The organism is Stenotrophomonas terrae, assembly GCF_039674165.1.
Lineage (GTDB): Bacteria > Pseudomonadota > Gammaproteobacteria > Xanthomonadales > Xanthomonadaceae > Stenotrophomonas > Stenotrophomonas terrae_A.
Map to the genome: position 1 here is coordinate 24,407 of NZ_JBDJMY010000006.1, position 26,883 is coordinate 51,289.

25 protein-coding genes are annotated in these 26,883 nt (G+C 64.0%); 6 read left to right on the forward strand and 19 right to left on the reverse strand.

Annotation, left to right across the window (positions count from 1 at the left end; genetic code table 11):
* Nucleotides 1–574: 574 nt before the first annotated feature.
* On the reverse strand, nt 575–2,023 hold the full coding sequence (locus tag ABE493_RS04055) for an outer membrane protein transport protein (protein ID WP_346497535.1): 1,449 nt from the start codon (nt 2,021–2,023) through the stop codon (nt 575–577).
* A gap of 201 nt (nt 2,024–2,224) precedes the next feature.
* On the opposite strand from ABE493_RS04055, the gene ABE493_RS04060 reads away from it, so the two are divergent.
* Nucleotides 2,225–2,917, forward strand: a complete 693-nt coding sequence (locus tag ABE493_RS04060) for a rhomboid family intramembrane serine protease (protein WP_346497537.1) — start codon at nt 2,225–2,227, stop codon at nt 2,915–2,917.
* A gap of 290 nt (nt 2,918–3,207) precedes the next feature.
* Here the strand turns inward: ABE493_RS04060 and ABE493_RS04065 are convergent, their stop codons facing one another.
* Together ABE493_RS04065 and ABE493_RS04070 are read right to left on the reverse strand one after the other, a co-directional pair.
* Nucleotides 3,208–4,626, reverse strand: a complete 1,419-nt coding sequence (locus ABE493_RS04065; RefSeq protein WP_346497539.1) for a S41 family peptidase — start codon at nt 4,624–4,626, stop codon at nt 3,208–3,210.
* Between the two features lie 116 nt (nt 4,627–4,742).
* Entirely contained in the window at nt 4,743–6,086 is a 1,344-nt protein-coding gene (locus ABE493_RS04070) for a murein hydrolase activator EnvC family protein (protein WP_430980712.1), read from the reverse strand.
* A 46-nt stretch (nt 6,087–6,132) separates the two neighbouring features.
* Here ABE493_RS04070 and ABE493_RS04075 point away from each other — a divergent pair, with 46 nt between their 5' ends.
* The 3 genes from ABE493_RS04075 to ABE493_RS04085 all read left to right on the forward strand — a co-directional run bounded on the left by ABE493_RS04075 (nt 6,133) and on the right by ABE493_RS04085 (nt 9,190).
* Nucleotides 6,133–6,786 carry a hypothetical protein gene (locus ABE493_RS04075; protein ID WP_346497543.1) on the forward strand — a complete coding sequence of 218 codons (654 nt, stop codon included), beginning with the start codon at nt 6,133–6,135 and terminating at the stop codon, nt 6,784–6,786.
* 61 nt (nt 6,787–6,847) lie between these two features.
* The gene (locus tag ABE493_RS04080) at nt 6,848–8,557 is read left to right on the forward strand and encodes a M28 family metallopeptidase (protein WP_346497545.1); all 1,710 of its coding nucleotides are present in this window, start codon (nt 6,848–6,850) and stop codon (nt 8,555–8,557) included.
* 261 nt (nt 8,558–8,818) lie between these two features.
* Nucleotides 8,819–9,190, forward strand: coding sequence for a VOC family protein (locus ABE493_RS04085; RefSeq protein WP_346497547.1), 372 nt, complete (start codon nt 8,819–8,821; stop codon nt 9,188–9,190).
* Nucleotides 9,191–9,322: 132 nt separating this feature from the next.
* On the opposite strand, the gene rarD is transcribed toward ABE493_RS04085, so the two are convergent.
* Both rarD and yedA read right to left on the reverse strand, forming a co-directional pair.
* Nucleotides 9,323–10,234 carry an EamA family transporter RarD gene (rarD, locus tag ABE493_RS04090; protein WP_346497549.1) on the reverse strand — a complete coding sequence of 304 codons (912 nt, stop codon included), beginning with the start codon at nt 10,232–10,234 and terminating at the stop codon, nt 9,323–9,325.
* Entirely contained in the window at nt 10,231–11,133 is a 903-nt protein-coding gene (gene yedA / locus ABE493_RS04095) for a drug/metabolite exporter YedA (protein ID WP_346497551.1), read from the reverse strand. Before yedA ends, rarD begins: the two co-directional genes overlap by 4 nt.
* A gap of 198 nt (nt 11,134–11,331) precedes the next feature.
* On the opposite strand from yedA, the gene ABE493_RS04100 reads away from it, so the two are divergent.
* On the forward strand, nt 11,332–12,666 hold the full coding sequence (locus ABE493_RS04100) for an MFS transporter (RefSeq protein WP_346497553.1): 1,335 nt from the start codon (nt 11,332–11,334) through the stop codon (nt 12,664–12,666).
* 163 nt (nt 12,667–12,829) lie between these two features.
* Here ABE493_RS04100 and ABE493_RS04105 read toward each other — a convergent pair whose 3' ends face one another.
* The 4 genes from ABE493_RS04105 to ABE493_RS04120 form a co-directional block, all read right to left on the reverse strand.
* Nucleotides 12,830–14,482, reverse strand: coding sequence for a M28 family metallopeptidase (locus tag ABE493_RS04105; RefSeq protein WP_346497731.1), 1,653 nt, complete (start codon nt 14,480–14,482; stop codon nt 12,830–12,832).
* Between the two features lie 226 nt (nt 14,483–14,708).
* Entirely contained in the window at nt 14,709–15,641 is a 933-nt protein-coding gene (locus ABE493_RS04110; RefSeq protein WP_346497555.1) for an MBL fold metallo-hydrolase, read from the reverse strand.
* An 85-nt stretch (nt 15,642–15,726) separates the two neighbouring features.
* The gene (locus ABE493_RS04115; RefSeq protein ID WP_346497557.1) at nt 15,727–16,020 is read right to left on the reverse strand and encodes a hypothetical protein; all 294 of its coding nucleotides are present in this window, start codon (nt 16,018–16,020) and stop codon (nt 15,727–15,729) included.
* Between the two features lie 22 nt (nt 16,021–16,042).
* The gene (locus tag ABE493_RS04120) at nt 16,043–17,344 is read right to left on the reverse strand and encodes a tryptophan--tRNA ligase (protein WP_346497559.1); all 1,302 of its coding nucleotides are present in this window, start codon (nt 17,342–17,344) and stop codon (nt 16,043–16,045) included.
* Nucleotides 17,345–17,467: 123 nt separating this feature from the next.
* Here ABE493_RS04120 and ABE493_RS04125 point away from each other — a divergent pair, with 123 nt between their 5' ends.
* Complete coding sequence (locus ABE493_RS04125) at nt 17,468–18,295, forward strand: hypothetical protein (protein WP_346497561.1); 828 nt, start codon at nt 17,468–17,470, stop codon at nt 18,293–18,295.
* A 242-nt stretch (nt 18,296–18,537) separates the two neighbouring features.
* Here ABE493_RS04125 and ABE493_RS04130 read toward each other — a convergent pair whose 3' ends face one another.
* The 10 genes from ABE493_RS04130 to ABE493_RS04175 form a co-directional block, all read right to left on the reverse strand.
* On the reverse strand, nt 18,538–18,759 hold the full coding sequence (locus ABE493_RS04130; protein ID WP_346497563.1) for a CsbD family protein: 222 nt from the start codon (nt 18,757–18,759) through the stop codon (nt 18,538–18,540).
* 207 nt (nt 18,760–18,966) lie between these two features.
* Nucleotides 18,967–19,104, reverse strand: coding sequence for an entericidin A/B family lipoprotein (locus tag ABE493_RS04135; protein ID WP_062170399.1), 138 nt, complete (start codon nt 19,102–19,104; stop codon nt 18,967–18,969).
* Between the two features lie 52 nt (nt 19,105–19,156).
* Entirely contained in the window at nt 19,157–19,309 is a 153-nt protein-coding gene (locus ABE493_RS04140; RefSeq protein WP_346497566.1) for an entericidin A/B family lipoprotein, read from the reverse strand.
* A gap of 141 nt (nt 19,310–19,450) precedes the next feature.
* Nucleotides 19,451–20,371: an arginase gene (gene rocF / locus ABE493_RS04145; RefSeq protein WP_346497568.1), complete on the reverse strand. Its 921-nt coding sequence runs from the start codon at nt 20,369–20,371 to the stop codon at nt 19,451–19,453.
* Nucleotides 20,372–20,555: 184 nt separating this feature from the next.
* The gene (locus ABE493_RS04150; protein WP_346497570.1) at nt 20,556–22,202 is read right to left on the reverse strand and encodes a mechanosensitive ion channel family protein; all 1,647 of its coding nucleotides are present in this window, start codon (nt 22,200–22,202) and stop codon (nt 20,556–20,558) included.
* Nucleotides 22,203–22,299: 97 nt separating this feature from the next.
* Complete coding sequence (locus ABE493_RS04155; RefSeq protein WP_346497572.1) at nt 22,300–22,806, reverse strand: AmiS/UreI family transporter; 507 nt, start codon at nt 22,804–22,806, stop codon at nt 22,300–22,302.
* Nucleotides 22,807–22,808: 2 nt separating this feature from the next.
* Nucleotides 22,809–23,426, reverse strand: coding sequence for an ANTAR domain-containing response regulator (locus ABE493_RS04160; protein ID WP_346497574.1), 618 nt, complete (start codon nt 23,424–23,426; stop codon nt 22,809–22,811).
* On the reverse strand, nt 23,423–24,580 hold the full coding sequence (gene amiC / locus ABE493_RS04165; protein WP_346497576.1) for an aliphatic amidase expression-regulating protein AmiC: 1,158 nt from the start codon (nt 24,578–24,580) through the stop codon (nt 23,423–23,425). Before amiC ends, ABE493_RS04160 begins: the two co-directional genes overlap by 4 nt.
* Before the next feature lie 27 nt (nt 24,581–24,607).
* Nucleotides 24,608–25,786, reverse strand: coding sequence for an AAA family ATPase (locus tag ABE493_RS04170; RefSeq protein ID WP_346497578.1), 1,179 nt, complete (start codon nt 25,784–25,786; stop codon nt 24,608–24,610).
* Between the two features lie 35 nt (nt 25,787–25,821).
* Nucleotides 25,822–26,862, reverse strand: coding sequence for an aliphatic amidase (locus ABE493_RS04175; RefSeq protein WP_346497580.1), 1,041 nt, complete (start codon nt 26,860–26,862; stop codon nt 25,822–25,824).
* Nucleotides 26,863–26,883 lie beyond the last annotated feature (21 nt).

Below are 26,883 nucleotides of genomic sequence, written 5' to 3' on the forward strand. Positions count from 1 at the left end.
ATCGCCGTGCACGACTGCAAACAGAGGCAAAACCTACCCCTCCCCAACCCTCCCCTTTGCTACGCAAAAGGGAGGGAGCATGTAGTGCCGAGCCATGCTCGGCAGGGGCTTCCCACGCACCCCATCACTCCTGAGGCTTGTGGGAGCGGCGTAAGCCGCGAAGCAAACGGCCTATCAGATTGCAAAGACACTGGTCATTCCATCGCCGCCAGCTTCGCGGCTTACGCCGCTCCCACAACCTGCACACGCCATCGCCCTGCACGACTGCAAACAGAGTCAAAACCACCCCCTCCCCAACCCTCCCCTTCGCTACGCGAAAGGGAGGGAGCGTAGTGCCGAGCCATGCTCGGCAGAGGCTTCCCGCGCACCCCATCATTCCTGAGGCTTGTGGGAGTGGCGTAAGCCGCGAAGCAGATGGTCCATCCGATTGCAGAGGCACTCGCAATTCCATCGCCACCAGCTTCGCGGCTGACGCCGCTCCTACAACTGCGCGATCGCCCTGCCGTGCACTCCGCGCACAAACAAAAAGCCCCGCTTGCGCGGGGCTTTCTGCATGCATCAGCTACGGGTTCTATTAGAACTTGTAGTTGATCGAAGCTGCGAGGATGTCGCCGCCCACGTCGTACTTACCCTTGACCACGTTGCCCGTGGCCGAGGTGACGTTGATGCCCGGCTCATTGGTGAACAGGTGGGTGTAACCGAAGTTGAACTCGGTCTTCTCCGACGGGGTCCAGCCCAGGCCCAGCGACAGCCACTTGCGGGTCACGTCCGGCACGCGCACGTCACGGTGCTCGATGCTGGTCGGGGACTCGTCATAGGCCACACCGCCACGCAGGGTGATGGTGTCGGACAGCTTGTACTCGGTACCGATCGAGGCAAAGGTGGTGTCGTTGTAGTGGAAGCCCAGGGTGTTGTCCGGCTGGTTCGAGGCGAAGTCGACGGTGACTTCATCGAACGCGGTCTTCCATGCGGTGCGCGACACGTCGCCCATCACGGTCCAGCGATCATTGACGCGGTGGGTAACGCTCATCGACAGCGAAGCCGGCAGGGTCACCGTGGCCTTGCCCGAGGTGTCCACGAACAGGCCGCTGCCCGGCTGGCCGAGGGCCACCGAGACGTTCTGCGGAACGGTGAAGTTGGCCTTGCCGCCGGTGATCTTGTGCTCAACCTTGGAGCGGTAGCTGAAGGCGATGTTGGTGTTTTCGGTCGGGCTCAAGGTGGTGCCGAGCACGTAACCGACGGCATTGTTGTCGCCTTCGATGGTGACGAAACCATCAGCGCTGCCCGGCGAGAAACCACCAAGCGCGGCCTGCTGACCAGCAGTGGCGGCGGCGGCGGCGATCTGTGCCGGAGTGCGGCCAGCGGCAGCAGCGGCGGCTGCAGCCTTCTGCTGGGCGGCACCGTTGACCACGGCACCCATGTCCAGTGCGTTGGACAGTTCGATGGTCAGGTGCTCAACGAACACCGACGCGCCGAACGACACATACGGGTTGACGTCGTAAGAGAACGCCGCACCCAGGTCGATGGCCTTCAGGTCAGTGGTCACGCCGCTGTAGCGGCCTACCCAGTTCTTGTCGTAATCGGTCTTGAAGCCGAACGGCGCGGTCAGCGACAGACCGAAATGCATGTTGTCGTTCTCACCGAACGGCAGGTGGAAATACGCAGCCGGAACCGGCGCGATCATGCCAGCGTCGCCGCCGTTGCCACCGGTGATCTCGGTGCCGGTGCCCGGGCCGCCCGGGCCGGAGTTACGGCCAGAGGCCTTCTTGAAATCAGCCGAGAAGCTAATGGCGCTCAGGTCAGCCTGGAACTGGCGACCATCGAGCAGGCGCATGGAGGCCGGGTTGGTGGCAACCACCGAAGCGTCGTCCCATGCGCTGGTCGAACCAGCAAAAGCGCGGCCGAGGCCCTTGGCGCTGTTTTCCTTCAGCTGGAAGGCGGCAGCGTCGGCGTGGCTGAAAGCGAGGGCGCCGGCGATGCCGACAGCAAGTGCGGTTACGCGGGCAATAGCAGAAGCGGTCATATTCGAAGCTCTCTCCGTAAACGGTAATTGTCGTTTTGCGCCTGCACCTCCAAGCAGCCAAGCCGCTTGACGGTGCGCCGGAGTCCCCTCCCGACATACGACGCCGTATGCAGTATCACCCACGGTGCTTAACTAAACAATAACGACGAAAGACATATTCCCAGCCCGTCCCGAGCGCTGCCGGGTTAGGCTTCCGGACCCATGTTCGTCTCCATTCCTTCCAGAAATAAGACAGGTCTGCGCTGGGCAGTGCCGCTGCTGTGCCTTGCCTTGCTTGCCGCGTTCCTATGGTCGATCTCACGACCGGATGAGGCGCGGCGCACCTTGTGGCTGGACTGGGGTGCGCTGGCCACCGGGCTGGGCAGCAGCCATGACTGGTGGGCGGCCTTGCGTGATGGCAGCGTATTAAGGTTGTTCACCGCGCTGTTTCTGCATGCCGACTGGTCACACCTGCTGGGCAACCTGGTGTTCCTGCTGATCTTCGGCCTGCCTGCCGAGCGGGTGCTGGGGCCGTGGCGGCTGCTGCTGCTGTTCCTGTTCGGGGGCGCGGTTGCCAACCTTGCCGCGCTGTATGTGATCGGCTCGCCCGAACGCACCATCATCGGCGCCAGTGGCGCGGTGTCGGCCTTGATGGGCACCTATCTGACCCTGTTCCCGCGCGCCAAGCTGGGCGTGGTGCTGCCGTTGGGATTGTTCCTGGAATTTGTGCGGGCGCCAGCCTTTCTGCTGATCGGCGTGTGGGCGGCCCTGCAGGTGGTGTTTGCCTATATCGGCCCGAGCTTCGGCATGGTGGCCTGGTCGGCGCATGTGGCCGGCTTTCTGTTCGGCATTGTTTACGGGCTGTATGTGCGCGCGGCCATTGCCAGGCGGCTGCGCAAGCGCAAGGGCTTCTAGCCGATTTGTTGTTTTGTGGGAGCGGCGTCAGCCGCGAAGCCTGCGATACATCGGATCGCAGGCAACGGGCGCCAAGGTAGAGCCGAACCATGTTCGGCTGAAGCCTTACCGGTGACGCCCTGCCGAGCATGGCTCGGCACTACGCGGAAATATTGCCGGTGAAGCCCCTGCCGAGCATGGCTCGGCACTACGCGGAAATATTGCCGGTGAAGCCCTGCCGAGCATGGCTCGGCACTACGCGGCGATATTGCGATATTGCCGGTGAGGCCCCTGCCGAGCATGGCTCGGCACTACAGGGGTTTTTCTTCCTCGACTGGCTTGGCTTCCGGTGTTGCAGCTGCCGGTTTTGCAGCTTCTGCCGGCTTCACTTCGGCGCTGACGGGCTTGGCCTTGGCCTTCGCCGCCGCCTGCGCTGCCGCCACCGAGCCGGGGTGCTTGAGTTCCTGCAGTGCCGACTGGATCGGTGCATCGCCCGGCAATACCACGCCGGCCTTGCTGCCCACCGCTTCGTCATCGCCGCGCAGATGCCCTGGCAGCTTGGCCTCGCTGTAATCGCTCAGGCTGGCTGGCAGATCGCTCGGCACGTCGGCCGGATCCGGCGCCAGCTCCACGTCCGGCAGAATGCCGGTGGCCTGGATCGAGCGGCCGCTGGGGGTGTAGTAACGGGCGGTGGTCAGCTTGACCGAATCGCCATTGTCCAGCGGCAGCACGGTCTGCACCGAGCCCTTGCCGAAGGTACGGCTGCCGACCACGCGGGCGCGGCCATTGTCACGCAGGGCGCCGGCCAGCACTTCGGAGGCGCTGGCCGAGCCGGCATCGGCCAATACCACCAGCGGCGCGCCCTTGAGCAGGTCGCCGGGGGTGGCATCGAACTTGGCATCGCTGATTGAAATGCGGCCACGGGTACTGACGATGCCGCCCTTCTCCAGCAGATCATCGGCTACCTGCACGGCGGCGGTCAGCAGGCCGCCGGGGTTGCTGCGCAGGTCCAGCACCAGCCCCTTCAACTTGCCGCCAGCCTGGCTCTGCAACTGGTTCAACTGCTTCTGGAAATCGGCGCCGGTGTCGGCCTGGAAAGTGCTGATGCGGATATAGCCATAGCCCGGCTCCAGCATCTTGCTGCGCACGCTGGTGACGCGGATGGTCTCGCGCATCACGCTGACATCGAAGGGCTTCTGCTCGCCACGGGCGATGGTCAGCACCACCGCGCTGCCAGCCTTGCCGCGCAGCGGTTCGCTGGCGTCGATGCTGTTGATCGGGGTGCCATCGATGGCCACGATCAGGTCACCGGCCTGCAGCCCAGCCCTTGCCGCCGGCGTGCCGTCGATAGGCGACACCACCTTCAAGGTGTTGTCCTTCTGCTGCAGCACCTCCACGCCAATGCCTTCGTAGGCACCGTTGGTCTGCTCGTCAAAGGCTTCGGCATCTTCCTTGTCGAAGTAGGTGCTGTGCGGGTCCAGCTCAAGCAGCAGGCCGCGTACGGCCGACTGCATCAGCTTCTTGTCATCAACCGGATCCACATAGGCCGCACGCACGGCGTTGTAGACACCGACAAAACGCCGGATCTCATCCAGTGGTACGCGTGAGGTGACCGATTCATTGGCATCCGGATCGTCCGCCTTGGACGCCGTGTCCGGGGCGCTCTGGGCAAACGCCAGGGCCGGTGACAGGGCCAACAGCAGGGCAGCAGCAAGACGGGCTACACGCATGAACCACTCCATGAGAAAACGGATGCGCAACAAACACGCAGGCCCCGATTATGCGCGAAGCATGGCTAAATTCCCGTTGAATCCGTGCGAACGGCGGCAGCGCCGCTCAGCCCCCGTTACTGCCGCTGCAGCCAGGTCGAAGGGTCCACCGGCTGGCCGTTGCGGCGCAGTTCAAAGTACAGCGCGGTGACGCCCTGGCCACCGGAATTGCCGACCTTGGCCACCGCATCGCCGCGCTTGATGGTGGCGCCGGCATCCTTGAGCAGGGTGTCGTTGTGGGCGTACAGGCTCATGTAGCCGTTGCCGTGGTCGACGATCAGGATCATGCCGTAGCCGGTCATCCAGTCGGAGAACACCACGGTGCCATCGGCCACGGCGGTCACCGTGCTGCCGGCAGGCGCGCCGATCAGCACGCCGGCGCTGCTGCGGCCGTCCGGCAGGCGGCCGCCGTAACGGGCCAGCAGATTGCCCGACAGCGGCCAGCCAAGCCCGCCCACCCGTGGTGCCGGCGCGTTGGCTACTACCCGTGGCGGTGTCTTGCCCGGCGTGGCCCGTGCCGGGCTGCGGCTCGAACCGCTGTTGGCTGCCGCAGCCTGCCGTGCCTGTTCGGCGGCGCGACGGGCAGCCGCGCGGCGCTCGGCTTCCGCCCGGGCGGCGGCCGCACGCAGGCTGGCCAACACCTGTTCCAGCGCGCGCGCGTCCTTGCCGAGGGCTTGTTCGCGCTGGCTGCGGTCCTGGTAGCGGCTGTCCAGTTCGGTCAGCACGGTTGCACGTTGGCGACGGTCCTGGGCCAAGGCTGCGGCCTGCTGGCGTTGCTGTTCGCGGGCCTGCTCCAGTTCCCTGCTGCGCGCCACGATCTGCTGCTCGGTGCTGGTCAGCGCCTGCAGGTCGGTGGTCAGGCCGGCAATTGCCTTGGCCCGCTCGCGTTGCAGATAGCGGTGGTAGGCCAGCTCGCGGTTGGCATCGGCCACGGTGTCCTGCGACAGCAACAGCTTCAAGGGGGCGTGATTGCCGAGCTGGTAGGCACCGCGCAACAGCGTGGCCAGTTGCTGGCGCTGCTGGGCCAGGCCGCTTTCCAGCGTGGCCCGGCGCTGCTGCAGCGCACTCAGTGATTGTTGTTCGCGCTGCACGGCAGCCTCGGCCTCGGCAACCGCGCGGCCACTGCGGGCGACCTTCTGGTCGGCCTCGCGCAGGCGTTGGCTGGCCTGGCCACGCTGCCCTTCCAGCTGCCGCCGCTCCTGCGCCACGCTCTTGAGCTCGCCGCGCAGCTGCTGCAGCTTCTTCTCGGTATCGCGTGAAGTGTTCTGCGCCAGCAACGGCCCGGCCAGCAACGCCAGGATCAGCAGGCAACTGCCGCGCCACTGCGGCTGGGCCGCAAGCCGCTGGGGGCAAGGCTGTTGACTGGGCTGGCGCAAAGAGGTTCCAGTGACTTCAGGCAGATGCGGATTGTACCCAAGCATGATGCTATGCCGCCCTGTCCCTCGGTATTTCCATCGCGGAGATCTCATGAAACGTTTATTCCTGCTCCTGCTGCTGAGTGCGAACGCCCCGCTGGTGCTGGCTGCCGACGACATCAGCAAGGTCAATGGCAGCATCCAGACCGATGCCGGCGCCACCTATGGCGACCTGGAAACGGTCAATGGCAGCATCAAGCTGGCCGCCGGGGTACAGGCGCGCGGGGTTGAAACCGTGAACGGCAGCGTACGCGCCGAAGACAATGTGCAGGCGCGCAACATCGAGACGGTCAATGGCGGCATCCGCACCGGCCGCAACCTGGTGCTGGCGCGCGGCCTGGATACCGTCAACGGCGGCATCTATGTGGACCGTGGCAGCCGCATCGGCGGCGATGTCGAAACCGTCAACGGCAGCATCGGCCTGGTCGGCGTACAGCTGGATGGCGACATCGAAACCGTCAATGGCGACATCACCGTCGGCATCGACTCGGTGGTCAAAGGCGGCATCAAGGTCAATCGCCCTTCGTTTGGCATCTCGCTGACCGCGCCGCGCAAGCCGCGCGTCGTGATCGGCCCGAACGCCGTGGTCGAAGGCCAGCTGGTATTCGAGCGCGAAGTCACCCTGCTGGTGCACGACTCGGCCAAGATCGGCCCGGTCACCGGTGCCACGCCGCAGCGTTTCGACAGTGAAACCGCGCCGCGCTGAACGCGCATTGCAGGCCAATCCTGCCTAGAATCCGGGTTCGACCTTGCAACCCGGAGTTTTCATGCAACGCAAACTGTTGTTGTGCCTGGCCGCCGCCGCGGCCCTGGCCGCCTGCAAGCAGGAGGCGCCGGCACCGGCGGCCCCCGCGCCCGCCCCTGCACCGGCCCCGGCCCACACCTTTGCCGGCGGCATCAACGCAGCCGACTTCGGCGAGCTGGTGAAGACCCTGGCCTCGGACGAATTTGAAGGCCGCGCCCCCGGCAGCAACGGCGAGGAGCTGACGGTCAACTACATCCGCGACCAGATGCAGCGCATCGGCCTGCAGCCGGGCAACGGCGACAGCTGGTTCCAGGAAGTGCCGATGACCGAGACCACGGCCGAGCCGAGCACCGTGCTGAAGATCCAGCAGGGCGACGCCAGCCGCGACCTGGTGTTTGGCACCGACATGGTGATCGGCACCCGCAGCGGCCAGCCAGAAATCAAGATCGACAACAGCGAGCTGGTCTTCGTCGGTTACGGCGTGGATGCGCCCGAACAGAACTGGAACGATTACACCGGCCAGGACTGGAAGGGCAAAACGGTGGTGATGTTCGTCAACGACCCCGGCTTCCACACCGACGACGCCAAGCTGTTCGATGGCAAGCGCATGACCTATTACGGGCGCTGGACCTACAAGTTCGAGGAAGCCGCACGCAAGGGCGCCGCCGCCGCGCTGATCGTGCATGACAGCGCTGGTGCCTCGTATGGCTGGGACGTGGTGAAGAACTCCTGGGGCGGCGCGCAGTACGACCTGCCGGCCGCCGAAGACAAGCAGCCGCGCCTGCAGGCACAGGGCTGGCTCAGCGCCGAGGCCGCACGCACGCTGTTCGCCGATGCCGGGCTGGATCTGGACAAGGCCTACAAGGATGCCAGCAAGCGTGGCTTCAAGCCGGCGCCGTTGAACGCGCGGCTGTCGCTGGACCTGAAGAGCACCATCGCGCAGAAGAAATCGCGCAACGTGGTCGGCGTCCTGCCGGGCAGCAAGCGTGCCGACGAAGCCGTGCTGTACATGGCGCACTGGGACCACCTGGGCAAGCATGAGGGCGAGGAAGGCGACAACATCTACAACGGTGCGGTCGACAACGCCACCGGCGTGGCCGGCATTCTGGAAGTGGCCGACGCCATGACCCATCAGCAGACCCCGCCGGAACGCTCGGTGGTGTTCCTGGCGGTGACGCTGGAGGAATCCGGCCTGCTCGGTTCGCAGTACTACGTGAACCACCCGACCTTCCCGCTGGACAAGATTGCCGGCGTGATCAACATCGATGCGATGTCGGTCAATGGCCGCGCGCGTGACCTCACCGTGACGGGCTTTGGCAGCTCCGAGCTGGAAGACCTGCTCAAGCCGCTGGCGGCCAAGCAGGGCCGTACCCTGCATGCGGAAAGTTCGGTGCAGAGCGGCTTCTACTTCCGCTCCGATCACTTCAACTTCGCCAAGGCCGGCGTGCCGGCACTGTATGCCGATGGCGGCGAAGACCTGATCGACGGCGGCGTCGAGGCCGGCAAGCGTGCGGCCGAAGCCTATGGCAAGGACCGCTACCACGGCCCCAAGGACGAGTACGACCCGGCCACCTGGAAGCTCGACGGCATCGTCGAAGACCTGGAGCTGTTGTACGGCGTTGGCCAGCAGCTGGCCGGCGGCGATGCCTGGCCGAACTGGTATGAAGGCAATCCGTTCAAGGCCAACCGCGACGCGATGATGAAGAACAAGGACAGCAACGCAGCCAAGTAAGCCGCTGCTGATAGCAAACAAAAACGGCGCCTTTTGGGCGCCGTTTCTGTTTGTGCGGGACGGATATGACTGCCAATAGCGCCGTAGCCCGGGTAAGCGCAGCGCACCCGGGAACGAGGGATCGACTGTGCGCCAAAAGCCCCGGGTGCGCTGCGCTTACCCGGACTACGGTGATTGCGGGGCTGCGCAAGCCAACAGCAGACACATCGCCGCCAAACCGCTAACGTCGGCGCATCCTCAACAATCGGCAGGTCGGTTCCAATGCTGCATCACGTTTCCTTCCCGGTCACCGATCTTGCGCTGAGCGCTGCGTTCTACGATGCCGCGCTGGGCGCGCTGGGTTTCCGTCGCGTGTTCGAGGACGAAACCGCCATCGGCTATGGTCTGGTCGACGACCAGGACATGTTCTGCCTGAAACTGCGCAGCGAGGTGCGCGCGCCAAGCGCCGGCTTCCACCTGGCCTTCGCCGCACCCGATCAGGCGGCGGTCGATCGCTTCCATGCGCAGGCACTCGCCGTCGGTGGCCGCGACAACGGTGCGCCGGGATTGCGCCCGGACTATGGCGCGCAGTACTACGCGGCGTTCCTGATCGACCCCGACGGGCATCGTATCGAAGCTGTCATCAACCGCTGAGTGGCCCGCTGCACTGCCAGCAGCGTAGCCCGGGTAAGCGCAGCGCACCCGGGAGTCGGCGATACGGTTTCATCAAAGCGTGCGCCAACGGCCCCGGGGGCGCTGCGCTTACCCGGGCTACTCGAGCGCTGCTTAGGCCGCTGGCGAGACCACGCGCGCCATCCGCGCCTTGCGTACGCCGGCCACCGCAAACACCACCAGCCCGGCCCAGATCAGGCAGAAACCGACCAGCTGATTGGCATTGAAGGCTTCACGGAACACCAGCACACCTACCAGGAACTGCAGGGTCGGCGCGATGTACTGCAGCAGGCCCACCACGGTCAGCGGCACCCGCCGCACGCCAAAGGCAAAGGCGATCAGCGGTATCGCGCTGACCGCACCGGCCAGCACCAGCAGCACGTCGTTGCCAACGCCCCAGCCGGAAATGAAACCACCGCCATGGCCGGCCTCGGACCAGATCACATAGGCCAGCGCCGGTGCCACCATGAACAGGCTTTCCACGCCCAGCCCGCTCACCGCATCGACCACCACCAGCTTGCGCAGCAGGCCGTACAGGCCAAAGGTGATGGACAGGCCAATGGCGATCCACGGTGGGCGCCCGCTCTGCCAGGTCAGCCAGGCCACGCCGAGGGCGGCCAACCCCACCGCCAGCCACTGCAGCTTGCCCAGCCGTTCGCCCAGCACCACCACCCCCAGCAACACGCTGAGCAGCGGATTGATGAAGTAACCCAGGCTGGTTTCAACCACGTGGCCGGCATTCACCGCCCAGATGTACAAGCTCCAGTTCAGCGCGATCAGCAGACTGGACAGACCCAGCAGCCAAAACCGCCGTGGCGTTGCCCATACCTCCGTCAACCAGCCCCAGCCGCGCACGATGCTCAGCCCGCCAACCAGCAATACCGCGCTCCAGACGATGCGGTGGGCAATGATCAGGAACGACGGCACCTCCTTGAGCAGGTGCCAGTACAGCGGGAACAGCCCCCAGATGACGAAGGCCAGGGTGGTGGCCCACAGGCCGTTGCGGTGTTCGCTGTTGCTGTTCATGCGCGACGCAGCCTTGCAAGAGTGATGACCACGACGCCAGCCAGAATCACCGCCATCGCGCCGAGATCGGAAATGCTGAAGCGCTCATGCGCGATCCAAGCGCCCAAGGCCACGGCGATCACCGGATTGACGTAGGCATAGCTGCTGGCCAGTACCGGCCGCACGTTGTGCAGCAGCCACACATAAGCGGTGAAAGCGATGATCGAGCCGAATACGGTCAGGTAGCTCACCGACAACAGGCCCTGCAGGTTGGGCCAGGCGTTGATGCGCTCACCGCGCAGCAGGCCGGCGCAGACCAGGATCACGCCGCCGCAGAGCATCTGCCCGGCAGCGGTCATGAACGGCGATGGCAGGTCGCGGCCGCGCGACCAGATCGAACCGGCCGCCCAGCCCAACGGCGCAATCAGCAGCAGGATCAAGCCGGTGGGGGTCGCGGTCAGGCTGCTGCCGGCGTTGAGCCAGACCACGCCGACGAAGCCAACGGCGATGCCCAGCCATTCGCCGCCGGTAACCTTCTCACCCCGGATGGCCGAGAACAGCGCCATCCACAACGGCACCGAGGCCACCGCGACCGCCGCCAGACCGGAAGAGACGTCGCGTTCGGCCAACACCACCATGCCGTTGCCGAGGAACAGCAGACACAGGCCCATCACCGCCAGCGTCTTCCATTGCGCGCGGGTCGGCGCGGCCACACCGCGCCAGCGCAGCAAGGCGTACAGCACGCTGCCGGCAATTACAAAGCGCGTACCTGAAATCACCGTCAACGGTGGCAGGCCGCTTTCCAGTGCCAGATGGATGCCGAGATAGGTGGACCCCCACACCACGTAGACCAGGAACAAGGCCAGAACGACAAGGCCACCCCTGGGAGGAGCAGCCGGCGCGGATTCGGGGGAGGACATGAGGCGGTGCCACCATTCGGGGGAAAGTGGATTCTAGGCCACCCCGGCACGGAGATCAGTCTGAAAAACGGCATGCTGTATTCGCTTGGCAAGACTGACTACGTCATGCAGACGCCGGCTGCGGTAGGGTGAAGCCATTCGCCTGGCCCTGCTGCGTGCATCGCCCGGCCTTGGCCACCCCGCGAGGACACCGCCTGCATGAACACCCCCACCGCCGCCGCACCGGCAGCCTCCGATCGCGCCGCGCTGCGCCGTTCCATCTCCAACACCTTGAAGGGCTCGGCCGGCAACCTGGTGGAGTGGTACGACGTCTATGTCTACTCGGTGTTCGCGGTTTACTTTGAATCACAGTTCTTTTCGGCCGCCGACAAGAACTCCACCATCTATGTGTGGGCGATCTTCGCTGCCACCTTCCTGATGCGCCCGATCGGTGCCTGGTACTTCGGCCGCTTCGCCGACCGCTACGGTCGCCGCCGCGCCTTGACCGTGTCGGTGACGGTGATGGCGGCCTGCTCGTTCCTGATCGCGATCACCCCGACCGCCTCGCAGATTGGTGGCGCAGCGGCCTTGATCCTGCTGATCGCGCGGCTGGCGCAGGGCTTTGCCACCGGCGGTGAGTACGGCACCAGCGCCACCTACATGTCCGAAGCGGCCATCCCAGGCCGCCGCGGCTTCCTGTCGTCCTTCCACTACGTGACCCTGGTCGGCGGCCATGTGCTGGCCCAGCTGACCCTGCTGGCAATGCTGCTGTTGTGGGAAAAACCCGAAATCTCGGCCTGGGGTTGGCGCATCGCCTTCGGCATCGGCGGCATTGCCGCCATCGTGGTGTTCTGGCTGCGCCGCAGCATGGACGAGTCACTCAACCAGGACCAGATCGAGGCCGCGAAGGAAGGCCGCGCCAAGGCCTCCGGCTCCATGTACGAATTGTTCGTGCACCAGTGGCGGCCGTTACTGCTGTGCTTCCTGATCACCGCCGGTGGCACGGTCGCGTTCTACACCTATTCGGTGAACGGACCGAAGATGATCCAGAGCGCGTTTGCGGGCGATGACGTGATGACCGGTACGCTGATCAACCTCGGCGTGCTGACCTTCCTGATGCTGCTGCAGCCGGTTGGCGGTTGGTTGTCGGATAGGGTCGGACGCAAGAGCCTGCTGGTGTTCTTCGGCGTCGGCGGCGTGCTCTACAGCTGGTACATGATCACCGCGCTGCCGCAGCAGCATGATGCGTTCAGGGCATTCATGGTGCTGGCTGTTGGCTTTGTGATCCTGACGGGCTATACCTCGATCAACGCGGTGGTGAAGGCCGAATTGTTTCCCACACACGTGCGTGCGCTGGGTGTTGGCTTTGGCTATGCGATGGCCAATTCGCTGTTCGGCGGCACGGCACCGTTGTTGTACCAGGGCGCACTGAAGACCGGCCACGTGGATGCGTTCGCCATGTATGTGACTGCGGTGATCGCGGTGTCGCTGGTGGTCTATGTGTTCTTTCTGAAGAACAAGGGGCCGAACTGGCTGGATGGGACGCGCCAGTAATAGCTTCGGCTTTGGTGCTGGCTTTGGCTTTATGCCCGTATGCCGTCATTCCCGCGCAGGCGGGAATGACGGCATAAATGCGGAATTCGGAAAGCGGAAAACAAAGCGCAAAGAGCTGAAAAGCAGAACGCCGGCAGCATCAGCCAGCCGGCCTTCACATCACTCAGCGCCGGGCAGCATCGCTGGCTTCGCGCGCAGCCCTGAACTCCGCGCCCTTCTGCCATGTCGGCCAATGCCGGCTATTGGCCAATTCCAAACCCATGTCATAGACCAACAAGGTGTCGGCAGCCAGGCCGCGCGCATCCCACTGCGGCGTCCACGCATCGCAGGCCTGGTGGTAGCACTTGGCGAAGTAGGCATCACGCAGCGCGCGACCGGCGGCAACACCACCCTCCAGCTTGTCCAGGCCGGCGCCGACGGTGATCGCCGGTACACCCTTGCGCGCAAACGCAAAGTGATCGGCGCGGTAGAAGAAACCCGCTTCCAGATTGGGGTCCGGCGACCAGCGTCGGCCACGTGCCTGCGCCACGCGCTGCACATCGTTCTCCAGCGAGACGCGGCCATTGCCCCAGGTGGCGATATCCACCGTCTCGCCATCCGGGCTGAACATCTCGATGTTCAATACCGCCGCGGTGGTTTCCAGCGGTGCCAGCGGATGCGCGGCGTAATAGCTGGCACCGAGCAGGCCCTTCTCTTCGGCCGTCAATGCAATGAAGTACAACGAGCGCTGCGGACGCGGGCCGGCGGCGAACACCCGGCCCAGCTCCAGCACCGAGGCCACGCCGGTGGCGTTGTCGATGGCGCCGTGGCGCACGGTCTGGCCGTTTGCGTCCGGCTGGCCGATACCGAAGGCGTCCCAGTGGGCGGAGAAGATCACCGATTCCTGCGGATGGCTGCTGCCTTCCAGCTTGGCCACCACGTTGCGGCTCACCACGCGCTCGCGGTCCACCCAGAAGCTGGTGGAAAGCCGCGCATCACCCAGCGCCACGGGCTGGAAATCGGCGCGCATCGCCTTGCGTTTTTCGGTCTCGAAATCCAGCCCGGCGGCACTGAAGATGCGCTCGGCCAAAGCCCGCTGCATCCAGCCGCGTACCGGCGTATGTGCGGCCAGCGCGTCTTCCTTGCTGCGTTCGATATCGAACAGCGGCGAAGTGCCGGATGCCTTCACCGTCGCCCACGGATACGCGGCCGGCGCGGTCTCGTGCACGATCAGCACGCCTTCGGCGCCGCGACGTGCGGCTTCCTCGAACTTGTAGGTCCAGCGGCCGTAGTAGGTAACGGCCTTGCCGTCGAACGCACCCGGTGCATCGGCCTCGAAGTCGGCATCGTTGATCAGCACGACGGCGATCTTGCCGCTCAGGTCCAGACCCTTGTAATCGTCCCAATGCCGTTCCGGCGCGGAAATGCCGTAGCCGATGAATACCAGCGGCGTGTCCTGCTGGTCGACCACACCCAACGGGCTCAGGCTCTGCAAGGTGATGTCTTCACCGTTGACCAGCGGTTGGGCCTTGCCATTCAGCGACAGACTGGCAGCGACCTCACCGTTCACCGTCGCGCGTACCAGCGGCACTTCCTGCACCCAACTGCCGTCCTTGCCGCCCGGCTGCAGGCCAGCCTTGCGGAATTCCTCGACCAGATAGTCGATGGTGCGCTGTTCGCCCTTGCTTGCCGGCGCCCGGCCCTCGAACTCGTCGGAGGCAAGAATGCGCACATGCCGCGACAACGCTTCCGGGTCGATGCCACCGCCAGGCAGGTCATTGGCCGCAGATGCGACGCCGCCGACAAACAGGCAGGAAGAAAGCAGCAGGATGCGCATCGGATTCAAGGCAACTACCAACGACAGAATGAATGGCAAATTCTAACCGGCATTGCCTTGTAGGAGCGGCGTAAGCCGCGAAGCCAGGAATCCGGCAGATTGCAGGCCAATCCGTAATTCCGGCAATGGCGGCTTCGCGGCGTACGCCGCGCCAACATTTACCTGCTGCTTTCCCGGGAAAGCCACAGCCGAGCAGGGCTCGGCACTACCGGAAACCTGCCGGCCTTCAGCGTTTTTCGCGGTCCAGCCAGCAGGCCAGGCCTTGAGCGTTGAGTTCGATATCCATGGCCAGCACACGCAGTACTTCCGAGGCGTCCAGCGGGCTGCCCTGCAGCCGCAATCGCGCTACATACAACGCGCCCAGTGCATCCACCAGCAGGCGGTGTCGCTGCGGCTCGCCCTTGCAACGCAATGCAATGGCCACCATCGCGTCGATCTGCTCATGCAGTTCCTTCGCCAACCGCGCCGTGCCTTCCACGCGACCGTAGTGAGTCAGATACATGGCCTCGGGCGCCTCGCGCATCAGCCGTTCGATCGAGGCATGCATCGCCTCCGGCTCGAACTGCACCGGCGAGGAGGTTGGGATGATGAAAGCGCCAGCGGCATGATCCAGCTCGCGGTAGGACAGGCCGAAGGTATCGCCGGTGAACCAGCTGCGGCTGGCCGCATCCCAGACGCAGAAATGGTGGCGTGCATGTCCCGGCGTATCCACGCAGACCAGCACGCGGCCGGCCAGCGAAACACGATGCCCGTCCTCGGCCACCACCACCCGTTCGGCGGGCACCGGCACGATCTCACCGTAACTGCGTGCCATCTCGTCCTGCCCATACACCGCGGTGGCACCGGCAATCAGCCGGGCCGGATCAATCATGTGCTGGGCGCCGCGCGGGTGCACCACCAGCCTGGCATTGGGCAGCTGCTGCATCAGTGCGCCGGTGCCGCCAGCGTGGTCCAGATGCACATGGGTGAGGATCAACCAGTCGATGTCGGCCGGTTGCAGGCCTGCCTGCGCGATGCAGGCCAGCAGATGAGGCTGCGAATGGGTGGTGCCACAATCAACGAACGCGCCGCGCCCGTCCTGCACGATCAGATAGGCCGCATCGAAGTGATCGCGCTGGAACGCGGTATCGATGGTGTGGATGCCATGGGCAAGGGACATGCAAGGACTCCGGCAGATACTGGCTTCGATCCTGCCAGCCCCCACCGCGCCACTCAACCCGGACTTTTGTCGCAGCCGCGTCGGCCTAGGGCTGCAGTACGCGTGGGCGCAGCAGCAGCGCCAGCACCATCACCGCCAGGAAGCCGCCATAGGCATACAGCACTGCCAGGATCTGCTTCCACAGCCCCTCGGCAACCTCGGCCGCACCCACCTGATAGCCCCACAACATGAAGCCAATGCTGGCCACCAAGGCCAGCACCAGCATGGCTGCATCGAATACCGTGCGCCTGCGGCTACGCGGCTGGCGTGGAAACCACCAGTACAGCGCCCCCATCACGCAGAACCAGGGGAGAAACAACAACAACGACAACCAGGCCATCGACGTGCTCCTCCCCAGGGGATCATTCCTTTGCCGCAGCCTCGCGCAGTTCGCGCAATGCCGCCAGCACCGGCTCTACTTCCGTTTCAACCTTGAACAACTCGCTCTGCAGCGCATCGCCCTGCTCGGCCTGCTTGAGCACGGCGATCAGCTGGCCGGCATCGCGCGGCGAATCAAAGCCTTCGCTCTGGATCAGCAGTTCGCCTTCGCCATCGAGCAGCTTGAAGTAGAAGCGGCCGTCCTTTTCGCGGTACTGCTTGAACAGCGGCAACGCCGCCTTGGCAGCGACTTCGGCCTTGGGCTTGTCGCCGGCAGCGGACAGGTCGCGCAGGCCGACGGCATGGCGCAGTTCCTTCAGCAACGGAATGGCGAACTGCTCGCGCAGCTGCTGGCCACGCTTGCGCAGGATGGCTTCGATCTTTTCGGGTTCTGCCATCAGTGCGTTGTAGCGCTCGCGCAGCGGCGACAGCTCGGCGTCGATACGCTCGAACAGCTGCTGCTTGGCATCGCCCCAGCTGATGCCCTCGGCGAAGGCCTTGGCAAAACCAGCGGTCTGCTCCGGGCTGGCGAAGGCCTGGTACATCTGAAACAGCGCCGAGCCTTCGGTGTCCTTGGGCTCGCCGGGCATGCGCGAATCGGTGAGGATCGAGAACACCAGCTTCTTCAGCTCTTCGCGCGGTACGAACAGCGGGATGGTGTTGCTGTAGCTCTTGCTCATCTTGCGGCCGTCCAGGCCGGCCAGGGTGGCCACCTGTTCGTCGATGATCACTTCCGGCAGGGCGAAGTATTCCTTGCCGTACACATGGTTGAAGCGCTGGGCGAAATCACGCGCCATTTCGATGTGCTGGATCTGGTCACGACCCACCGGCACCTTGTTGGCGTTGAAGATCAGGATGTCGGCGGCCATCAGCACCGGGTACATGAACAGGCCGGCGCTGACGCCTGCATCGTCGTCCAGCTGCTCCTCGCGGTTCTTGTCCACCGCGGCCTTGTAGGCGTGGGCGCGGTTGAGGATGCCCTTGCTGGCAACAACAGTGAGGAACCACATCAGCTCGGTGGTTTCCGGGATGTCGCTCTGCCGGTAGAACCACACCTTGTCCGGGTCCAGGCCGCAGGCCAGCCAGCTGGCCGCGATCTCCAGGGTCGAACGCTGGGTGCGCTCGGGCTCCTGCGCCTTGATCAGGCTGTGCAGGTCGGCCAGGAAGAAGAAGCTCTCGATATCCGAGGCGCGACTGGCGGCAATGGCCGGGCGGATCGCGCCGACGTAGTTGCCGAGGTGGGGAGTGCCGGAGGGGGTAATGCCGGTAAGGACGCGGGTAGTCATGTAAACCAAGCTGACGAGCGGATGAACCGGGCCAGTGTAACCGCCCGCAGCTGTCCCCGCCTTCAACCCCGTTGCCCGCGCCCGGCCGTTCAAGGCCACGTACCCCGCCCAGGAGCCAGCGCCATGTACCGTTTGATTGCCAGTGTGTTGTCGGTTGTCGCCCTTTGCGGGTTCAGCCCGGTCCGGCCGGCCGATGAGGGCCCGGTGCTGCTGTCGGTGATCGACCGCGACCGCGATACCGAGCTGGAAACCCATGCCCACCGTGGCCAGCAATGGGTGGCCGGCGAGCCGGGCCACCGTTACAGCGTGCGCATGGAAAACCGCAGCGGCCAGCGCGTACTGGTGGTGCTGTCGGTGGATGGAGTCAACGCGATCACCGGCCAGACCGCCTCGGCCAGCCAGTCCGGCTATGTGCTGGAGCCCTGGCAGAGCAGCGAGATCACCGGTTGGCGCAAATCCAACGCCGAAGTCGCGCAGTTCGTGTTCACCCGCTCCAGTGACAGCTACGCCAGCCGCACCGGCCGCCCGGCCAATGTGGGGGTGATCGGCATCGCGGTATTCAACGAGGCACGCCGGCCGGTTTACGACGTGCGTCCATTGCCGATGCCACGGCCGTCGCCGCGCCCGATGCCGCAGTACGAAGACCGCGCCGAGGCCAGCGCAAACGCCAGTGGGCGTGCGGCCGAAGCCGCTGCGCCCAGCGCGATGGCCAAGAGCGAATCGCGGCAGCGGCTGGGCACCGGCCATGGCGAGCGCGAGTGGTCCAGTTCGTCGTTGACCAACTTCGAACGTGCCAGCCGCACGCCGGTGCAGGTCAGCGAAATCCGTTACGACTCGCGCCAGCGCTTGGTTGCCATGGGTATCCTGCCGCGCGGTTACCCGCGGGTGGATAACTCGCCACAGGCGTTCCCGAGCGGCTTCGTGCCGGATCCGCCGGCACGTGGGCGCTGATTTCGCAGGTCGCTGAGCAGCAGCCGCCTGTCGGGATCTGGGTTTGTTTTTGTGGGAGCGGCATAAGCCGCGAAGCTGACATTGCCAAAGCACGTGCCAGATGTGCCATCTGATGATGCCCCTAGCTTCGCGGCTTACGCCGCTCCCACAGCAGCCCGCCCGGGGACACATCTGAAACAAACAAAGGGCCGCTTTCGCGGCCCTTTGTTATTGATCCTTCACCATTGCTCAAGCGATGTTGATCAACGGTAGTCCGGATACTCGTCGTGCAGGGTTTTCTGGAAATCGCGCACCTCGGTTTCAGCGCGGTCCTTGGCCCAGCCATAACGCTCCTGCAGGCGCCCGGCCAGATATTCGGCGTTGCCTTCGGCAACCTTCATGTCGTCATCGGTGATGTCACCCCACTTGGCCTGTACCTTGCCTTTGAGCTGGGTCCACTTGCCGGAAATAATGTCTTTGTTCATTACGCTGCTCCTTGTGGGATACGCGGTTGATTCGCGTGGGGCCATCTTGTGGGAGCAGGTGTTGGCACAGGGTCCACACCGCGTTGTGGGGCACTGATGTCCGTGAATGACGATTCAGGCTGACGATGCAGCAAGCGCAATAAAGCGCAGACAAGAAGAAGGCCGGCAATGCCGGCCTTCTTCATTCATCGGGTGGACGCGGCAGGGTCAATGGCCCTTGGCAGCGCCTTCAACCTTCTCACCAGCCTTCTGCACATCCTTACCAGCGCCGGCGACGGTATTGCAGCCAGACAGCACCGCGACCGAGAACAGCGACAACAACATCAGGGCGACCAAACGCTTCATGTGTTTCTCCTGTGGTGGTTTCATCGATGCGATCCATGGGACCGCGTGTTCATCAGCACTTGCCGTCGTTACAGTCCTTGGCCTTGTCTTCGACCTTCTCACCCGCCTTCTGCATGTCCTTGCCGGCGCCCGCGACGGTGTTGCAGCCACTGAGCATGCCAATCGAGAACGCGCCCACCAGGGCCAGCATCATCACTCGCTTCATCATCTTGTCTCCTCCCTTGAATTCGGCTGCCGTGGCCGATGACCGGCGGCAGACACTCCGCGTGTGAAGACGAATCTGGCGGCTGGCCCGTGTGCTCCGCGTGAAGTCGCGCAGCACTCGTTCAGTGATGTCGGTTGAACGTTAATCCCGCATCAGCGTGGATTTGCCGAACAGGCTCTCCACCAGGTCTACGGCCAACTCGGCGGTGCGGTTCTGATGATCCAGTAGCGGATTCAGCTCGACGATATCCAGCGAGCCCATCAAACCGGTGTCGGCAATCATCTCCATCACCAGCTGCGCTTCGCGGTAATTGACGCCACCCGGCACGGTGGTGCCGACGCCCGGTGCAATGCTGGGGTCGAGGAAATCCACGTCGAAACTGACATGCAGGTGGGTGTTGGCGTCGACTCCGTGCAGCGCCGCTTCAACCGTGCGCTTCATGCCGGCTTCGTCGATATGGCGCATGTCGTACACATCTACCCGGTGCTGCTTGATCAGCCGCTTCTCTTCCGGATCGACCGAGCGGATGCCGATCTGGTGGACCTGCCACGGCGCGATTGCCGGGGCGCTGCCACCCAGGTGGGTCAGGCCTTCAGGGCCCAGCCCGCACAGGCAGGCCACCGGCATACCGTGGATATTGCCCGACGGGGTGACATCGGAGGTGTTGAAATCGGAGTGCGCGTCCAGCCACAGCACCCGTAACTGTTTGCCCTGTTCGCGGCACCAGCGCGCCACGGCGGTGATCGAGCCCACGCCCAGGCAATGGTCGCCACCGAGCATGATCGGCAGGCGTCCTTCGCTCAGCTCGGCGTAAGTTGCCTCCATCAGCGCGTGGTTCCAGGCCACCACTTCATCCAGATGACGATAGCCCTGCACCGGGCCGGTCCACGGATTGCGCGGGCCATCGAGGTTGCCGACATCGCGCACGTCCACACCGCGGTCAGCCAAGGCTTCGGGCAGACCTGCAATGCGCAGCGCCTCCGGGCCAAGCCGTGCACCGCGCGCACCGGCACCAACATCAGTGGGCACGCCAATCAGCGACACCGGACGAAAACCAGTCATACCACCTCCGTTGCAAATGAAAGCAGTTTAGCGATCTGCCGCACAAAGGCCTTGCGGCAGCGCGTCAAACCAGCGCCCCGGCGCCGCGTTGCGACACCCGCGGCGGGCGTCACGGCAAGCTTACGCCCGGAACATGTCAGTCATCTGCGCCAGCCTGTTCAGCTGCGCAACGCCAGCCCGGCGATCATGGCGTGGGGCCTTTGGGGTCCCAATCGGCGGGAGGCACGATCTTCGGCAACTCCGGGTCGGCGATGTAGTTGGGCGACATGATCTGCACCCCGGCGGCGTTGAACGCGTCCTGGATGTTGGCATGCAGCTCACTGCGTATCTGCGCGCGCAGCGGCAACTGCACGATATGCACGCGCAGTACATAGGCCACATAGAAATCATTGAGCGCGGTCTGCAACACATGTGCGGCCGGCGTGCTCTGCACATGCGCGGTCTTGCCGGCGGCATCCAGCAACAGGCGATGCACCTGCCGCCACGGCGTGTCATAGCCGATGGTGACGCTGGTCTCCAGCCACATGCCTGCCGCTTGTGGGTCACGTGAGTAGTTCAGCAGCTTGCCGCTGAGCACATGCATGTTGGGGATGCTGGCTTCCACTCCGGTGATGGTGCGGATACGCGTGGTGAACAAGCCGATGTGGACAACCTGGCCTTCCACATCGGCGACGTTGACCAGATCGCCCACCGACATCGTCCGCGCGTAGAGCAAGGTAAAGCCCGCTGCGGCCTGGCCGACCACGCTGGATCCGCCCAGCGAGATCATCACCCCCAGCAGCACGCTCAGGCCCTTGAACGCATCACTGCTGGAGCCCGGCAGATACGGATAGGCCATCGCCAGCGCGAACAGCCAGATGCCGCCAACCGTCAACTTGCGGGTCGGCTCGGCCAGCTGCCGGTCAATGCCGAACAGCTTGAAGCGGCCGTTCTGCACGCCACGGAACAGCATGCCGACAATCTGGCTGCACAGCCGCGCCAACAGGAAAATGATCACCGCCGTGACCAGCCCGGGAATTGCAGCCACCGCCGCCAACAGCCACAGCTTGGCCTGGCCGGCGAGCCACAAGGTCATCGCCGTGGCCCAGGGCTGGGTGTAATCGAACTGACGGAAGATGTAGCGCAGCCACTCTTCGGCCAGCACCAACACCGCAACCAGCAGCACCGCCCGCGACAGCCAATCAGCCACCGCATTGGCGCCGGTGAGCATCTGCCGCAGCGGAGCGCTGCGCAATGTGCCGGCCTTTTCGCCCACCCAGGCCAGCATCGCCGCGCGCAGCCTGCGCGCGCCCCATGCAATCAACCAGATCAGCGCCACCGCCAGCAGGGTTGCGGCCAGGCTGTGCATCACCCCACGCAATACCCGTCCCGGTGCGCGCTCACGCTCGGCCGCTGCCACCGCGTCACCGAGCTGGCGCTGCACCTCATCGCGCACCTGCGCCATGCTCTGGCCATGCGCGCTGTCCACGTCCTGCGGGGTGATCATGGTGACCACTTCACCGCCCAGCAGCAGGATGGTGCCGTCGAGCGTGTCCTTGAAACTGATCCCAGGCAGGCCGGGCTCATCGACAATCCGCTTGATGTTGAACTCGGCAACCTCGGCCCGTTGCAACGGCGAGCGGCCCATGAAAGCAGCGCGGAAGCTGAGGATGTCGCGGTTGTAATAGCGCACCATGGCCGGGACCGGCCCTTCAACCTGGGCCGCTTCATTCGCGGCTACCGCCGTGGTGGGAAAGGCCAGCCCGGCCAGCGCCGCAAGCGTGACTACCAGCGCTAGCAAGGCGAACCGGCGTCCCACCGACCAGACTTCGACGCGGCTTCGGAACATCATTGCGCTTCCCCGCAGGTGACTGCCCGGTGCAGTGTTGCCGCAAAGGCATGGCGAATGGAAGCCCGCGAATGGGCCCACCGCCGTCAGCGGCCCATCCTCAGAGCTTGATCACCTGGCCCAGTATCAACAAACCCGGCAACCAGCCAGTAAATACCCCGCACAACACGGTGAACCCGGCCACTGGCTTCTGGATGTTCCGAGCCAAGCCCAGCAGCAGAAAATAGCTGAACCATAGAGCCGTCCATGCGCTCCAGTTGAGCGCATTCCATAGCCCGAACGCGCCATCCAGCGCAGTAAACGCTCGCACCGCTTCGGTAGCGGCAGTAATGCTGACGAACAGACAGAACCAGCCCAGCCCCCTGCCGTCGTTGCCCATCAACTGGTTGGCCGCCACCCACAGATAGGTAAAGGCGAACAGCAAGGTGAAGGCGCCGCTTTTTACATCGGCGAGGACGAAGATCGTATACAAGGCCACCAGCAAGCTCAGGCCACCTACCAGGCTATTGATGACCGCCACCTCCTTGCCACTGATACGGTCCATCAGCCACACGCCGTTTACAAACAGAACCGCACCCACGTAGAGCAATATCAGCCCAAGCATCATGATCAACTCCCGCTGCCTTCAGGACGGTTCTCCGCCGGTCTTTTTGCTTTCACCACGTCTTGCGCAATCTTCTGGATCGACTCACGCTGCTTCATTGCTTCCTGCGACAACCATGCGTGGGCCTGACTTTCCTCCCAGCCATGGCGGCTCATCAGCATCACCTTGGCGCGGTTGATATCCGCTTGGCCGGCGAGTTTTTCCTGCAGCTGGGTATTCTTCTGTTTCAGCTTCAGCAGTTCGCCACTGACTCGGCGTGCGGAAACCAGCGATGGCAGCACGCGATGCGCATCCAATGGCAGGATGATCACGCCGTGGCACTCCAGTTCGATGATCTGCGAGAGCACCGCCGGGCTCTCGTACTCAACCAGGGCCAATACCGTGGTACTAGGTTGACCGCTGGCAATCAGCGCACTGATGTCTTCATGGTGCCTGTTCTGGAAGATGCCGGTGAAGATGACATCCACAGCCACATCGAAGCGCTTGGGCGGTGGCCAACAGTTACGCACCGAGCAGCCGATGCGGATCAGCTGCAACACCAGCGTGTCGCTCACTTCAGACGGCGGAATGAGCACCATCACCTGCAGCTCGCGCAAGCTCGCCAGGATGGTGGAGGCACTCATGCCGGCACACTCCCACCCATGCTGGTCGACCAGTCGTCCAGGTTGTGAACCACAACATAGGGGTCCGGGCGGATCGGCTCCGGCGATTGCCACTTGACCTGGAAGATGCCGCTGCTGTCTATCTCGGCAATGCGCGCGGCAAGGTGACTGTGATTGTTCTGCGGCTCCACCCATACCTCGCCCTGGGGCGCCGAAATCCGCAACCCATACAGCTGCGGCTGTACGTCTTCCACACGCCAGCTGCGCGCTTTCTGCATGGCACGGCCAAGCATCAACGTCTGGGTGTAGGCCGCCTCGGCCCATGCGGTAATACTTACACCCGGCGGAAACGATGCCTGGCAAGCGCTCACGAACTTTCGGTTCTCCGCCGTATCGATGCTGGAGAAATAGGGCGCTACCACCACGTGCCCTTCAGCCACTTCCGCACCCATTCTGGCCACTTCGGCCTCGCTGGTGGTCAGGCTGGCGATGGGTGGCCGGGGTGCATCCCCGTAGCGTCGCGCCATGGCCCGGTACAGTGCCGCGGTGCCGATACCAACGACCGTCGAGAAAACGACGTCGGCCCTGGCCCTGGCAATGCGCTCAACTGCATGGGCAAGGTCCTCGTCGGAGGGATACAGGGGAATGTAGATCTCCTCCAGCACCTTGCCACCATGCTGCCGATAGAGATGGCGCATGACATGATTGCTTTCGCGCGGATAGATGTAGTCCGAGCCTATGAACACCACCCGCTCGCCGTAATGGCGGATCAGGTACGCCGCCAACGGCGCGCTGTTCTGGTTGGGCGCCGGGCCGCCGTAGATGATGTTTGGCGAGTACTCAAAACCTTCGTACGGCGTTGGAAAGCACAGCAGCGCGTCCATGCGCTCCACCACCGGCATCACCGCTTTGCGCGTATGCGACATGTAGCAGCCCACCAACATCTGCAGCCCGTGGTTGCGGATGAGGTCCTCGGCATATAGCCGGTAGCGGTCTGGATCTCCGCCCGGATCACGCGAAAGCACCTGGATGGCACGCCCTTCGACGCCGCCTTCGCGATTGAGCTGATCGACCGCCAGCAGCGCGCCATGCCGTTGGGAGCGCTCGATATCGGCCGTCACGCCGGTCTCGGAGAACAGAAGCCCCAAGCTTGGCTGGTCGCGGTTTGTTGCCATGCTGCCCTGCTCCCGGTTTGGCGTCGCTCAGCGGCGCAGAAAGTGGACCTCGCCGTGCTCGAGCACGGCGAGGTAGACGATGTTCGCAGTTGCCGCTGCCCCGGCATGGTGATCAATAAGATAACCGGCCAGCGGCACCTCCAGATGCTGGCGCATGCTGCGCCGAAGCGCACGCGCGCCGAACTGCCTGTCGAAGCCATTGGCGATGACCCTGGCCAGCACCGGCGGCGTCACTTCCAACGTGCAGCCATGCTTCTGCAGACGTCGATTGAGCCGTTTGACTTCAAGCGCAGCCAGCTGCTCGGCAACACCCTGCTCTATCCAATTGAAGGTGATGACCTTGTCGATCCGGTTGATGAACTCAGGTGCGAATGCCTTAAGCAACCGGGCGCGCACCAGACCGTCCACGGCGCGTTGACGCGATGCCGCCGTCGCTCCGCGGATGAGACCCCGCCAACCTGTGCGGCGTTGGTCGTAGCGCTGGATTTCGTGCGCGGCAAGATTGCTGGTCATGAAGATCAAGGTGTTGCGGAAACTGTAGGTACGCTCGCCGGACGCCACCGTCAACATCCCGTTGTCGAGCACGTTCAGCAGCGTCTGCACTACCTGCGGGCTGGCCTTTTCCAGTTCGTCGAACAGCATGATTCCGGGGCGACCAACGCTGCCCTCCAGCTTTTCCTGGTCCAGCAGTGTGGTGCCTTCCTTGGCGCCGACGTAGCCAGGAGGCGCACCTGTCAGCGCGGCGGCGTAATGCTCCTGCGACAAGGTATTCATATCTACCCTGCAGAACGCATCGGCATCGCCGTGCAATGCACGTGCCAGCGCCCGCACGATTTCGGTCTTGCCCACACCGGTTGGCCCCAGAAACAACGCAGTGAACAGGGGGCGGCGTGGATCGGTGATATCCGCACGCACCACTTTGAGCATGTCCTCGACCGACTGCAGTGCTGCGTCCTGGCCCAATATCTCGCTGCGCAGGCTGGCCATGATGACGCCGATATCGAAGCGATACCGGCTCTCCAGCGAACTGTTTACGCACAGATGCGCTTGGACAAGTCCGTCCGGCGCCCTGTTCTCAACGGAAAGCACCCCGTCCAGCGCGCGTTTGCGCTGTGTCTGCTCCAGCATGTCGGTTAGAAACGGCATTGCGGTCACTCCTTGTGCGATTGCAGGACGAAGCACAACTGCGCTGTTGTCGGTCGCCATCCCGCAACAGCGCATCACGCGTGTTCTCGCTGGCTTCAGGCCTCTTTTTCCTTGGCTTCGTACGGCAAGCGCCCAACCGGGCATTGCGCCACGCCCACCGTGGACCGGGTCATCTTCTCGACGTTCTCCCTGGCTTGCTCCGCATCGTTGACCCAGGTCTTGTAGAACTCGAACGGGCACTCGGCCAAGCCCTTGTCGCCCTCACCGGAATTCCGCAACCCGGTGTAACCACGGTGCAGCAGCTTGAACAGATGGTTCTGGGATTGGTCATTGGCACGCGCATCGCGGATCTGCGATACCGACAACTGCGCGTACTGGATGCCCATTTCCTCCTCACCGCACTCGCCCAGCGTACGGCCATCGAAGCCGATGATCGCGGAGTGCCCGAAGTAGGAATACACCCCGTCGAAACCTGCCGCGTTGGCCACGGCAACGTAGCTGTTGTTCGCCCAGGCCATGGCCTTGGCCATCAGCACCTGCTGCTCTTTTGCTGGATACATATAGCCCTGGCAGCGCACGATCAGCTCGGCACCCTTCATCGCACAATCACGCCAGATCTCGGGGTAGTTGCCGTCGTCGCAGATGATCATGCTGATCTTCATGCCCTTCGGGCCGTCACTGACATACGTCTGGCCGCCCGGATACCAGCCTTCGATCGGGCACCACGGGATGATCTTGCGGTATTTCTGCACGATCTCGCCCTTGTTGTTGATCAGCACAAGGGTGTTGTACGGCGCCTTGTTCGGGTGCTCCTCATGACGCTCACCGGTAAGCGAGAACACGCCCCAGGTGTTGGCCTTGCGACAGGCGCTGGCAAGCAGCTCTGTCTCCACTCCCGGTGCGGACACCGCGGTTTCCATCATTTCCGCAGGGTCGTACATGATTCCCTGCAGGCTGTATTCCGGAAAGATCACCAGGTCCATGCCAGGCAGGCCCTGTTTCATGCCAACAACGATGTCGGCAATCTTCTGGGCATTGGCCAACACTTCTGCACGCGTGTGCAGCCGCGGCATCTTGTAGTTGACTACCGCCACGCCAACTGTGTCATCACTGCTGGAAATATCACCATGACGCATGATTTGCCTCTCCCGATAGAT